The following is a 12,451-nucleotide window of genomic DNA, read 5'->3' on the forward strand; positions in this document are numbered from 1 at the left end:
AGCGCGCAAGCGCGTAATCCGACATCTCTCACCGATTACAAGAAAGCCATCCATGTCCCGTATCGCCGCAACCTTTGCCTCCTTAAAAGCCCACAACAAGACCGCCCTGGTCACCTTTATTACCGCCGGCGACCCCGGTCCCGACGCCACCGTGCCGCTGATGCACGCGCTGGTCGAGGGCGGCGCCGACGTGCTGGAACTGGGCGTGCCGTTTTCCGATCCGATGGCCGAGGGCCCCGTGATCCAGCGCGCCTGCGAGCGCGCCCTGGCATTCAATGTCGGCATCCACGATGTGTTCGAGTATGTGCGCCAGTTCCGCAAGACCAACCAGAGCACGCCGGTGGTGCTGATGGGCTATGCCAACCCGATCGAGCGCATCGGCAGCGCCGCCTTTATCGCCGCCTCGAAGGAAGCGGGTGCCGACGGCGCCATCGTGGTCGACTATCCGCCCGAGGAATGCGAAGAGTTCGCCGCTGCCATGCGTGCCGGCGGCCTGGACCTGATCTTCCTGCTGGCGCCCACCTCCACCGAAGAGCGCATCGCGCAGGTGGCCAAGGTCGGCGGCGGCTTCAGCTATTACGTGTCGCTGAAAGGCGTGACCGGCGCCGGCAATATCGATACGGCGCAAGTGGCCGAACGCCTGGCCGCCATCCGCCAGCACGTGAAACTGCCGATCGGTGTGGGTTTCGGCATCCGTGACGCCGCCACCGCGCGCGCCGTGGCCGAGGTGGCGGACGCCGTGGTGATCGGCAGCCGCATCATCCAGGAGATAGAAAACGCCCCGCAAGGTGGCGAAGCCGAGGCCGTGCGCAGCTTTGTGGCCGGTATCCGCGCCGCGCTGGATGCCTGACAATATTGCCTTCAAAGCAAGGCGTTAATATGGCAAAGTTCGACAGCCCGGCGATAAACGGCTACACTTCGGCCACTGAATTGGCTGATATTGTGCAATAGATAAAACAGGGGCCGCCGCAAGACGCGGCTGCCTCATCATCGTTCGCCGGGTGCGTCCACCGACGCACCGACACGACATTCTTGCCCGACAAGGGTAACAGGAGAAAAATATGAGTTGGTTGGAAAAACTGCTGCCACCGCGCATACAGCGTTCTGATGCTGCCGCGCGCAAGACCATGCCGGAAGGCCTGTGGGTCAAATGCCCGTCGTGCGAAGCCGTGCTGTACCGTACGGACCTGGAATCGAACCTGCACGTCTGCCCGAAATGCGACCATCACATGCGCATCCGCGCGCGCGAGCGCCTCGACAGCCTGCTCGACGCCGGCGGCCGTTATGAAATCGGCCAGGAAATCCTGCCGGTCGACACGCTGAAGTTCAAGGACAGCAAGAAATACCCGGACCGCCTGAAGTCCGCCATGGAAGCGACCGGCGAGACCGACGCCATGGTCGTCATGGGCGGCGCCATCATGAGCTTGCCGGTGGTGGTGGCGTGCTTTGAATTCGAATTCATGGGCGGTTCGATGGGTTCGGTGGTCGGCGAGCGCTTCGTGCGCGGCGCGCAGATCGCGCTGGAACAGAAAGTGCCGTTCATTTGCATCACCGCCACCGGTGGCGCGCGCATGCAGGAAGGCTTGCTGTCCCTGCTGCAGATGGCCAAGACCACCGCCATGCTGACCAAGCTGGCCGAAAAGAAATTGCCGTTCATCAGTGTGCTGACCGACCCGACCATGGGCGGCGTGTCCGCTTCGTTTGCCTTCATGGGCGACGTGGTGATTGCCGAGCCGAAAGCGCTGATCGGCTTTGCCGGCCCGCGCGTGATTGAAAACACCGTGCGCGAAAAGCTGCCGGAAGGTTTCCAGCGCGCCGAGTTCCTCGTCACCAAGGGCGCCGTCGACATGATCGTCGACCGCCGCAAGATGCGCGAAGAAATCGCCCATCTGCTGGCGTTGTTGCAAAACCAGGCTGTGGAAGTCCTCGCTTAAATCCTGCCATGCCGGGTTGCGCCATGCGGCCAGCCCGGTGACCACGTTTTACCGTCTTCGCGCGCGGCGCATCGTTTCCTCTTCAAGAAGTCTCCCATGCAAAACCTCCCCACCACTTTGCCAGACTGGCTCGCCATGCTGGAAGCCCGGCATTCGGAAACCCAGATCAACATGGGCCTGGACCGCGTGCAGGCCGTCAAGGCGCGCCTGCAGCTGGCCTTTGCCTGCCCCGTGATCATGGTGGCCGGCACCAATGGCAAGGGGTCCACCTGCGCCATGCTGGAGTCGGTGCTGTTGCGCGCCGGCTACAAAGTGGGCCTGTATATCAAGCCGCACTTTCTCGACTTTAACGAGCGCGCCCGCGTGCTGGGCGAAATGGCCAGCGACGAGCAGCTCGTCGCCAGTTTCAATGCCGTCGAAGCCGTGCGTGGCGACACGCCGCTGACGTATTTCGAATTCACCACCCTGGCCATCTTGCATTTGCTGTCGCAGGCAAATCTCGATGTGGCCATCCTGGAAGTGGGCCTGGGCGGGCGCCTGGACGCCGTCAATGTGATCGACGCCGACGTGGCGATCGTCACCAGCGTCGATATCGATCATACCGATTACCTGGGCGACACGCGCGAGGCGATCGGCTTTGAAAAGGCCGGCATCTTCCGCGCTGGCAAGGCCGCCATCTGCAGCGACCCGGTGCCGCCGCAATCGCTGATCGACCATGCAACGGCAATCGGTGCCGACCTGTGGCTGATGGGCCGCGACTTCAATTACTCGGGCGACAAGCAGCAGTGGAACTACGGCGGGCGCGAGCAGCGCCGCAACTCGCTGGCGTATCCGAGCCTGCGCGGCGCCAACCAGATCCTGAACGCCACCGCCGTGCTGGCCGCGCTGGAAGTGCTGAAACTGAAACTGCCGGTGGGCGCGCAGGAAGTGCGCACCGGCCTGGTCACGGTGGAACTGCCGGGCCGTTTCCAGGTGTTGCCGGGCCGCCCCAGCGTGATCCTCGACGTGGCGCACAATCCCCATGCGGCCTCGGCGCTGAACCAGAACCTGGGCAATATGAGTTTTCACCCGTATACCTATGCCGTGTTCGGTTCCATGCAGGACAAGGATATCGACGGCGTGCTGGCCGCCATGAGCGAGCACGTCGATCACTGGTGCCTGGCGGGCCTGCCGTCGCCGCGCGCGGCCACTGCGTCCGAGCTGGCGGCCAAGGTGCAGATCATGCTGGAAGACAAGCCGGACAGCGGCGATCATACAGTGTCTGTTTTCGATGACCCGGCACAAGCTTTTGCAAATGCAATGAGCCGGGCCGGTGAGAATGATAGAATTGTGGTCTTTGGTTCTTTCCTCACCGTTGCCGGCGTGATGAAGGCCAGGAAATCCTCACTTCACTGAAACGCACTCGACTGAAAATGACGCATGGGCTTGTTCTCGAAACTGTTTAAAAACAAGCAAGAATCCTCTGGCGAAGACAGCGGCTTTTATGTTCCTGGCGAAGCACAGTCGCCGACCCGCAAGCGTGCCGCCAATACCGCCGGTGGCGGTGGCCGCCGTGCTGGCCGCGATGCGCCCGATCCCGCCTTGCCGGAAAAGAAACGTGCGCGCCGCCGCCTGATCGGCGCCATCGCGCTGGCGCTGGGTGTGGCCGTCGGCCTGCCGATGCTGCTCGATTCCGAACCGAAGGCGCCCGTCAACGATATCGCCATCGAGATTCCGTCGAAGGACAAAGTGGCCGCCGCACCGGTCCCGGTACCGGCGCCCGTGCAGGCGGTGCCCGCCCAGGGCGCGGCCAGCAATGGCCTGGACCAGTCCGAGGAAATCGTCGACACGCCATTGCCGGCCAGAAGCAAGCCAGTACCGATGCCAACGCCGGTTCCGGCCACCGTGGTGGCCGCCGCCGAGCCGGTCAAGCCGGCCTATGTCGAGCCGAAGCCTGTCAAGGTCGAGCCCAAGCATGAGGCCAAGCCTGAGCCGAAGGTCGAACCGAAGCGGGAAGCCAAGCCTGAACCCAAGCCCGAGCCGAAACATGAAGCCAAGCCGGAGCCGAAGCCCGAGCCGAAGCCGGCCAAGGTGGAAAAATCGAATGACGATGCGGCGCGCGCGATGGCCATCCTGGAAGGCAAGCCCGCCGCCAGGGCGGAGGCCAAGCCTGCGGAGAAGTCGGCCGACGCCGATTCGGGCCGCTTTGTGGTGCAGGTCGCCGCGCTGGCGACGCAGGACAAGGTCGATGAGCTGCAGGCGAAATTGCGCGACGCGGGTATCAATTCCTATACGCAAAAAGTGTCCAGCGCCGGTGGCCAGCGCATCCGCGTGCGCGTGGGGCCGTTCGGCAGCCGCGACGAGGCGGAAAAAACCCGCGCCAAGCTGCAAAAGCTGGGCCTGGGTGGCAGCCTGGTGCCGGCGTGAGCAGTGTAGATCTGGCGGGCTGACGGCGTGACGATCTTCGATTACCTGGTGCTGTTCGTGCTGGCAACTTCGGTGCTGATCAGCATGATGCGCGGCCTGATCAAGGAAATCCTGTCGCTGGTGAGCTGGGTGGTGGCGTTTGTCGCCGCCAATGCCTACGGCGCGACCCTGGCGAAATTCCTGCCGGCCGTGATTCCTGGCGAGGCCGTGCGCCTGCTGCTGGCCTTCGTGATTCTGTTTATCGGCGTACGCATCCTGATGGGCTTGCTGGGCATGACGGTCGATGCGCTGGTCAAGGTGACCGGGCTGAGCCTGGCCGACCGCATGCTGGGCAGCCTGTTCGGCGCGGCGCGGGGGCTTGTAATTGTGCTGACCACCGTCATCTTGTGCGGCATGACCTCGATTCCGCAACAGCCGTTCTGGAAGAACGCCTTGCTCAGTCCATACGCCGAACAGGGCGCGCGCACCATCAAGCCTTATCTGCCTGCCGCCTACGCGCAGCATGTGAAATTTTGATCTTTTTAAATCAGTAGCACAGTTACAGGAGCACACCATGTGTGGCATCGTCGGCGTCGTTTCCCATCAACCTGTCAATCAATTGCTCTATGACGCATTGTTGCTCTTGCAACATCGCGGTCAGGACGCGGCAGGGATTGCGACCAATCACAGCAGTATGTTTTCCATGCACAAGGCCAATGGCCTGGTGCGCGACGTCTTCCGTACGCGTAACATGCGTTCGCTGCAAGGCAATTCCGGCATCGGCCACTGCCGCTATCCTACCGCTGGCTCGTCGAGCGAAGAAGAAGCGCAACCGTTCTATGTCAATGCGCCGTTCGGCATTACCCTCGCGCACAATGGCAACCTGACCAACTGGGAACAGCTCAAGCAGGAGATGTTCAAGAACGACCGCCGCCACATCAATACCGATTCCGACTCGGAAGTGCTGCTGAACGTGCTGGCCCATGAAATCCACCAGGCCACCACCGGCCTGGTGCTCGATCCTGAAGCCATCTTCAAGGCCGTCACCGTGCTGAACCGCCGCGTCAAGGGCGGTTACGCTGCCGTTGCCCAGATCGCCGGCGTGGGCCTGCTGGCCTTCCGCGATCCGCACGGCATCCGTCCGCTGTGCCTGGGCATCAATGAAAGCGAGCAGGGCACCGAATACCTGATCGCCTCCGAGTCGGTGGCGCTGGAAGGCATGGGCTTCCGCTTCGTGCGCGATATTGCGCCGGGCGAAGCCGTCTTTATCGATGCCGACAAGCAGCTGCACAGCCAGCAATGCGCCGACAACGCCAGCCTGAACCCTTGCGTGTTCGAATTCGTCTACCTGGCCCGTCCCGACTCCGTCATCGACGGCGCCTCGGTCTACGCCACGCGCCTGAAAATGGGCGAATACCTGGCCGAAAAGATCCGCCGCGAACTGCCCGAAGGCGGCATCGACGTGGTCATGCCGATTCCCGATTCCTCGCGTCCGGCCGCCATCCAGCTGGCCCTGGCGCTGAATATCGAGTACCGCGAAGGCTTTATCAAGAACCGCTATATCGGCCGTACCTTCATCATGCCGGGCCAGGCGGCGCGCAAGAAGTCCGTGCGCCAGAAGCTCAACGCCATCCCGTCCGAATTCAAGGACAAAGTGGTGCTGCTGGTCGACGACTCCATCGTGCGCGGCACCACCAGCCGCGAAATCGTGCAGATGGCGCGCGAAGCGGGCGCCAAAAAGGTGATCTTCGCCTCGGCCGCGCCACCGGTGATCTACCCGAACGTGTACGGCATCGACATGCCGACGCGCGACGAGCTGATCGCCTACGGCCGCACCACCGAAGAGGTGTGCCGCGAAATCACGGCCGACTACCTGGTCTACCAGGATATCGACGACCTGAAGCAGGCGATTGCCGACGTCAATCCGGCCCTGACCAGCTTTGAAGCGTCGTGCTTCGACGGCGTCTACGTGACGGGCGATGTATCGCAGGACTACCTGGACCGTCTGGAATATGCGCGCCATAATCCGAAGGCGGCCGCACCCGAAGACACGCCGCGTTCCCAGCTGAACCTGAACCTGGCGACCACGGAAGCATAAGTAACCTGCCCGGCCTGCGCCGGGCTTTTTTTTCTCTGCGATCATGAACGACAAAAAAAACTACGGCTTTACCACCACCATCCTGCATAGCGACCGCCGCAAGGGCATCGAACACGGCTCGCTGCACAAGCCCGTGCATACCTCGGTCGCGTTCGGCTACAGCGACGCGCGCCAGCTGGCCTCCGTGTTCCAGGGCAAGGAACCGGGCTTCCGCTATGGCCGCCAGGGCAACCCGACCGTCTCCGCGCTGGAAGACAAGGTCAACCAGATGGAAGACGGCGTCGCCACCTTGTGCTTTGCCACCGGCATGGGCGCCATCGGCGCCGTGGTGCAGTCGCTGCTGCGGGCGGGCGACCATGTGGTGTCGTCGGCCTTTTTGTTCGGCAATACCAACAGCCTGTGGCAGACCGTCACGGGGCAGGGCATCGCCGTATCGTTCGTCGATGCCACCGATGTCGCCAACGTGGCGGCCGCCATCACGCCGCAAACGCGCATCGTGTTCGTCGAAACCATCGCCAATCCGCGCACCCAGATCGCCGACCTGGCAAAGATCGGTGAGCTGTGCCGCGAAAAAGGCATCCTGTATATCGTCGACAACACCATGACCACGCCCTACCTGTTCCGCCCGAAAGCGGTCGGCGCCGGCCTGGTGATCAATGCGCTGACCAAGTCGATCGGCGGCCACGGCAATGCGCTGGGCGGCAGCCTGACCGATACGGGCGTGTTCGACTGGACGCAGTACCCGAATATTTTCGAGAACTATAAAAAGGCGGCGCCGAAACAGTGGGGCATTGCGCAGATCCGCGCCAAGGCCCTGCGCGACTTCGGCGCCTCGCTGGGGCCGGAAGCGGCCCACCATATCGCCGTCGGCGCCGAAACCATGGCCCTGCGCATGGACCGCACCTGCTCGAACGCACTGGCGCTGGCGAGCATGCTGGAAGCGGATCCGCGCGTGGCGGCCGTGCACTATCCAGGCTTGCCGGGCCACCCGCAGCACGCGCTCGCCACCGAGCTGTTCCGCAGCTACGGCTCGCTGTTCAGCTTTGAGCTGAAAGACGGCATCGACTGCTTCGATTTCCTCAACCGCTTGAGGCTGGCGATTCCTGCCAGTAACCTGGGCGACACGCGCACCCTGGTGATACCGGTGGCGCACACGATCTTCTACGAGATGGGTGCCGAGCGCCGCGCCAGCATGGGTATTGCCGAGTCGTTGATCCGCGTCTCGGTCGGTATCGAAGACGAAGCCGATCTGCTCGATGATTTCAAGAGCGCGCTGGACGCTTAACTGCTACGGCAAGTAAAAAGGGCCGCGACAGCAATGCTGTCGCGGCCCTTTTTGCGTGAAATCGATTAATGCCAGCTGCGCATCAGCCCGACTGCGAGACCTTCCAGCGCAAATTCGTCTTCCGGCGACACGGTAATCACCTTGAAGTCGGGGTTTTCCGGCAGCAGTTCGATCAGGGTGCCGGTCTTCCTGTAGCGCTTGACGGTGACTTCATCGCCGATGCGGGCCACGACGATCTGGCCGTTCTTGGCGCTGTCGATCTTTTTCACGGCCAGCAGGTCGCCGTCCATGATGCCGGCGTCGCGCATCGACCAGCCGCGCACTTTCAGCAGGAAGTCGGGCTTGCTGGAAAACAGGGCCGGGTCGACGTTGTAGCTCGCTTCCAGGTTTTCCTGCGCCAGGATCGGCGAGCCGGCGGCAACGCGGCCGATCAGCGGCAGCGACATCAGCAGCGCGGCCGGCACTTTCGGCAGCGCCGGCTCGGTGACGGACGCGCCGATCAGGCGGATGCCGCGCGAGGTGCCCGGCGAAATCTCGATCGCGCCCTTGCGGGCCAGGGCCTGCAAATGCTCTTCGGCCGCATTGGCCGATTTGAAACCCAATTCATTGGCGATTTCGGCGCGGGTCGGAGGAAAACCCGTGTTTTCAATCGCGTCCTTGATCAGGTTCAGGATTTGTTCTTGTCGTGCTGTCAGCTTGATCATGGATGGTGGGTGCATAGTGAAATGCTGTCTATATGAACAGTCTGTATTTTTGTACAGTATCGCCGACTATGCAAGCGACTTTCGGCATTTTCGGCTGATTTCGATGCAAAAAATCGCCTGGCGCGCAAAAAGGGCAGGCCGGCCGCCGCTCCAGGCGCCGTCGAAGAAGCAATGGTTGATCGGATTGCAAAAGGCGGTTATAATCTTCGGCTGACCTTCCCACACCCGTCTTGACGCCGGGGTGGGCGATTATCAATCCGACCTGAAGGAGTTTGCATGCGTCATTATGAAATAGTCTTTATCGTCCATCCGGACCAGAGCGAGCAAGTGCCCGCGATGATCGAACGCTACAAAGCCAGCGTAACCACCCGCGGCGGTTCGGTTCACCGCGTGGAAGATTGGGGCCGCCGTCAAATGGCTTACTCGATCCAGAAGCTGCCTAAAGCACACTACATCTGCCTGAACATCGAATGCGACAACGAGACCCTGGTCGAGTTGGAAACTGCATTCAAATTCAATGATGCCGTGTTGCGTCACCTGACCGTTAAAATGAAGAAAGCTGAAACAGCTCCTTCGCCGATGATGAAATCGGTACAACGCGAAGATGCGGCGAAAAGCCACCGCACCGAAGCACCAGCAGCCGCTCCAGCCGCAGCAGCAGCCTAATTGAGCAGGATCGTGCGCTGAACCAGTTACAAGTTACCGCCATCATTGCCGAGCGCGAAATATTGCGCTATACCCCGGCAGGGTTGCCGATCGTGAATGCAGTATTGCAGCACAGTTCGCAGCAGATGGAAGCCGGTATTGCCCGTTTGACCGAGTTTGATGTTGCCGCGCTTGCCGCTGGCGAAATTTCAGGCCGGTTCAGCCAGGCAAGCTTGGGCGGGGTGTATCAGTTCACGGGTTTCCTGGCCAGAAAAAGCCGCAACAGCAAGAGTTTGGTGTTTCACATCATTGATTTTAGTGCAGTCATTTCTGACTAGCGCATTTATAGATACAGGAGCCTCACATGGCATTCGGTAAAAAGTTCGACAAAAATAAGCTCAAGCTTAAAGAAAAACGCAAACAGCAAAACCCACTGTTCAAACGCAAGAAGTTCTGCCGCTTCACCGCAGCACACGTTGAACAAGTTGACTACAAAGACGTTGACACGCTGAAAGACTTCGTCCAAGAAAACGGCAAGATCATGCCAGCACGCCTGACCGGTACCAAAGCGCACTACCAGCGCCAAGTTGACACCGCAATCAAGCGCGCTCGCTTCCTCGCGCTGCTGCCATACACCGATCTGCACCACGCTTAATCGGTCAGATATTCCTGGAGAAGAACTATGCAAATCATTCTGTTAGAAAAAGTTGTTAACGTCGGTAACCTCGGCGAAGTCGTCAAAGTCAAAGACGGTTACGCACGTAACTTCCTGATTCCACAACGCCTGGCCCGTCGTGCTACCGCTACCGCGATCGCCGAATTCGAAGTCAAGCGCGCCGAACTGGAAAAAGCTGCTGCCGCCAAACTGGCCGCATCGCAAGCCCAGGGCGAAAAACTGAGCGGCCTGACCGTTCAAGTCGCTCAAAAAGCTGGCGTCGATGGCCGTCTGTTCGGTTCCGTCACCAACTTCGACATCGCTGAAGCGCTGACCAAGCAAGGTTTTGCTGTTGAAAAAGCACAAATCCGCATGCCTACCGGCCCGCTGAAAGTTGTTGGCGAGCACAACGTTTCGGTTGCTCTGCACACCGACGTGGTGGTGGAAGTGGTCATTGCTGTCGTACCAGACGCAAACGCGTAAATCGTTTGCAGGCCTCGGCCTGCAGGCATTGCCGCAATAGAAAAAGCCGGGTTCGCCCGGCTTTTTGTCGCCTTTTTTTCGCTGATTTTCAGCCCTTTATTTTTGCCCGGACGCCGAAGCGGGTATAATTCGCGCCATGAACGCCCCCTCAGATCCACAACTGGATTCCCTCCGCATACCGCCGCATTCGATCGAAGCAGAACAGTCCGTCATCGGCGGCCTGCTGCGCGATAATGCCGCGTATGACCGCATTGCCGATTTCATGCATGCGGATGATTTCTATCGCTATGACCATCGCATCATCTTCGAGCAAATCGTCAAGATGGTGAACGCCTCCAAACCGGCCGATGTCATTACTGTTTTTGAAACCCTGACCCAGCTCGGCAAGGCCGAGGATGTGGGCGGACTCGCTTACCTGAACGCGATGGCGCAGAACACGCCATCGGCCGCCAATATCCGCCGCTACGCCGAGATCGTGCGCGACCGCGGCGTGCTGCGCAAACTCATCACCGTGGCCGACGATATCTCGGGCACCGCCTTCAGCCCGCAAGGCAAGGAAGTCAAGCAGATGCTTGACGAAGCCGAATCGAAGATCTTCGCGATCGCCGAAGAAGGCGCGCGTGGGGCCCAGGGCTGGACCGCGATCCAGCCGCTGCTGACGCAGGTGGTCGAGCGCATCGACGAGCTCTACAGCCGCGACAATCAAAGTGAAATCACCGGCGTGCCGACCGGTTTCATCGACCTCGACCGCATGACCTCGGGCCTGCAGCCAGGCGACCTGGTGATCGTGGCCGGCCGTCCGTCGATGGGCAAGACCGCGTTTTCCGTCAATATCGGCGAGAACGTGGCCATCGACAGCGGCTTGCCCGTGGCCGTGTTCTCGATGGAGATGGGCGGCGCCCAGCTGGCCATGCGTATGCTCGGTTCGGTCGGACAGCTGGACCAGCACCGCCTGCGCACCGGCCGCCTGAACGACGAAGACTGGCCGCGCCTGACCAACGCGATCCAGAAGATGAACGACGCCCAGTTGTACATCGATGAAACCCCGGCCTTGAATTCGATCGAGCTGCGCGCCCGCTCGCGCCGCCTGTCGCGCCAGTGCGGCAAGCTGGGCCTGATCATCGTCGACTACTTGCAGCTGATGTCGGCCAATAGTCCCGGCGACAACCGCGCCACCGAGATTTCCGAGATTTCGCGGGGCCTGAAAGGGCTGGCGAAAGAACTCGGTTGTCCGGTGATCGCGCTGTCCCAGCTGAACCGCTCGCTGGAGCAGCGCCCGAACAAGCGTCCGGTGATGTCGGACTTGCGCGAATCGGGCGCGATCGAACAGGATGCCGACGTGATCCTGTTCATTTACCGCGACGAGGTCTACAACCCCGATTCGCCCGACAAGGGCACGGCCGAAATCATTATCGGCAAACAGCGTAACGGGCCTATCGGCAGCATCCGCCTCACTTTCATGGGGCAGTACACCAAATTTGGCAATTACAGTGGTGGCCTGGCGCTTTACCAAGGCGACTAATCCATCAGCACTGGCATTCCATCGGCCGCCCCCCACTCACCGGGGCGGCTTTCTGTAGTAAATAACACGACTCAATGCTTAACGGAGAATGACATGTTTGGACGCTTGATGCCCACTGAGGGCAAGTTTTTTGAATTGTTTAACCAGCACGCGGAACTGTGCGTCAAGGGCGCAAAAGAGATGCTTGGCCTGATGACCAATTTCGACGACCTGGAAAACCGCGTGCATGCCATCGAGAGCATCGAGAAACAGGCCGACAAGGTAACCTACGCCACCGTCGAAATGCTGCACAAGACCTTCATCACGCCGATCGACCGCGACGATATCCACCAGCTGATCACGCGCCAGGACGACATCCTGGACCTGCTGGAAGACGCGGCGCAAACCGTTTCCCTGTATGACCTGAAAGCGGTCACGCCGGAAGCCAAGCGCCTGGCCGAACTGGTGCTGGCCTGTACCGAAAAAGTGCGCGATGCCGTGGCCCTGCTGCACAACATGGACAACTCGCGCAAGATCGTCGCCATCTGCGAAGAGATCGACCGCCTGGAGTCCGACGCCGACCACGTGATGCGCGCCGCCATGTCCAAGCTGTTCCGCGACGAGCCTGACGTGCGCAACCTGATCAAGATGAAGGCGATCTACGAGCTTCTGGAAACCGTGACCGACCGTTGCGAAGATGTGTCCAATATTATCGAAGGCATCATCGTCGAAAACGCGTAAGCGTTTGGGCCTGTCCTGAA

General features: G+C 60.8%; 14 protein-coding genes. 13 read left to right on the forward strand and 1 reads right to left on the reverse strand.

The features are described from left to right. Window positions 1-52 precede the first annotated feature (52 nt). The 7 genes from trpA to Q8L25_RS12630 all read left to right on the forward strand — a co-directional run bounded on the left by trpA (window position 53) and on the right by Q8L25_RS12630 (window position 7,702). Window positions 53-850 carry a tryptophan synthase subunit alpha gene (gene trpA, locus Q8L25_RS12600; RefSeq protein WP_308925151.1) on the forward strand — a complete coding sequence of 266 codons (798 nt, stop codon included), beginning with the start codon at window positions 53-55 and terminating at the stop codon, window positions 848-850. A 211-nt stretch (window positions 851-1,061) separates the two neighbouring features. Then, window positions 1,062-1,934 carry an acetyl-CoA carboxylase, carboxyltransferase subunit beta gene (accD, locus tag Q8L25_RS12605; protein ID WP_065310462.1) on the forward strand — a complete coding sequence of 291 codons (873 nt, stop codon included), beginning with the start codon at window positions 1,062-1,064 and terminating at the stop codon, window positions 1,932-1,934. A 96-nt stretch (window positions 1,935-2,030) separates the two neighbouring features. Continuing rightward, window positions 2,031-3,329, forward strand: coding sequence for a bifunctional tetrahydrofolate synthase/dihydrofolate synthase (folC, locus tag Q8L25_RS12610; protein WP_308925152.1), 1,299 nt, complete (start codon window positions 2,031-2,033; stop codon window positions 3,327-3,329). A 24-nt stretch (window positions 3,330-3,353) separates the two neighbouring features. Beyond that, window positions 3,354-4,340, forward strand: a complete 987-nt coding sequence (locus Q8L25_RS12615) for an SPOR domain-containing protein (RefSeq protein WP_308925153.1) — start codon at window positions 3,354-3,356, stop codon at window positions 4,338-4,340. Between the two features lie 27 nt (window positions 4,341-4,367). After that, window positions 4,368-4,856: a CvpA family protein gene (locus Q8L25_RS12620; protein WP_308925154.1), complete on the forward strand. Its 489-nt coding sequence runs from the start codon at window positions 4,368-4,370 to the stop codon at window positions 4,854-4,856. A gap of 37 nt (window positions 4,857-4,893) precedes the next feature. Continuing rightward, entirely contained in the window at window positions 4,894-6,417 is a 1,524-nt protein-coding gene (purF, locus tag Q8L25_RS12625; RefSeq protein WP_308925155.1) for an amidophosphoribosyltransferase, read from the forward strand. A gap of 43 nt (window positions 6,418-6,460) precedes the next feature. Further along, window positions 6,461-7,702, forward strand: coding sequence for a cystathionine gamma-synthase family protein (locus Q8L25_RS12630; RefSeq protein WP_308925156.1), 1,242 nt, complete (start codon window positions 6,461-6,463; stop codon window positions 7,700-7,702). A 65-nt stretch (window positions 7,703-7,767) separates the two neighbouring features. Here Q8L25_RS12630 and lexA read toward each other — a convergent pair whose 3' ends face one another. Beyond that, entirely contained in the window at window positions 7,768-8,406 is a 639-nt protein-coding gene (gene lexA / locus Q8L25_RS12635; RefSeq protein WP_308925710.1) for a transcriptional repressor LexA, read from the reverse strand. A gap of 276 nt (window positions 8,407-8,682) precedes the next feature. Here lexA and rpsF point away from each other — a divergent pair, with 276 nt between their 5' ends. The 6 genes from rpsF to Q8L25_RS12665 all read left to right on the forward strand — a co-directional run bounded on the left by rpsF (window position 8,683) and on the right by Q8L25_RS12665 (window position 12,431). Then, entirely contained in the window at window positions 8,683-9,072 is a 390-nt protein-coding gene (gene rpsF / locus Q8L25_RS12640; RefSeq protein ID WP_034750499.1) for a 30S ribosomal protein S6, read from the forward strand. A 17-nt stretch (window positions 9,073-9,089) separates the two neighbouring features. After that, complete coding sequence (priB, locus tag Q8L25_RS12645) at window positions 9,090-9,389, forward strand: primosomal replication protein N (RefSeq protein WP_308925711.1); 300 nt, start codon at window positions 9,090-9,092, stop codon at window positions 9,387-9,389. Window positions 9,390-9,415: 26 nt separating this feature from the next. After that, window positions 9,416-9,706 (forward strand): 30S ribosomal protein S18, encoded by a 291-nt coding sequence (rpsR, locus tag Q8L25_RS12650; RefSeq protein WP_010400024.1) that lies wholly within the window; start codon window positions 9,416-9,418, stop codon window positions 9,704-9,706. A gap of 27 nt (window positions 9,707-9,733) precedes the next feature. Then, a complete protein-coding gene (gene rplI / locus Q8L25_RS12655) occupies window positions 9,734-10,189 on the forward strand; it encodes a 50S ribosomal protein L9 (protein ID WP_308925157.1) in 456 nt (151 codons plus the stop codon). Window positions 10,190-10,325: 136 nt separating this feature from the next. Further along, window positions 10,326-11,711 (forward strand): replicative DNA helicase, encoded by a 1,386-nt coding sequence (locus tag Q8L25_RS12660; protein ID WP_308925158.1) that lies wholly within the window; start codon window positions 10,326-10,328, stop codon window positions 11,709-11,711. 93 nt (window positions 11,712-11,804) lie between these two features. Beyond that, entirely contained in the window at window positions 11,805-12,431 is a 627-nt protein-coding gene (locus tag Q8L25_RS12665; protein ID WP_065310472.1) for a DUF47 domain-containing protein, read from the forward strand. Window positions 12,432-12,451: the final 20 nt, after the last annotated feature.

Source organism: Janthinobacterium sp. J1-1 (assembly GCF_030944405.1).
Classification (GTDB): Bacteria; Pseudomonadota; Gammaproteobacteria; order Burkholderiales; family Burkholderiaceae_D; genus Janthinobacterium.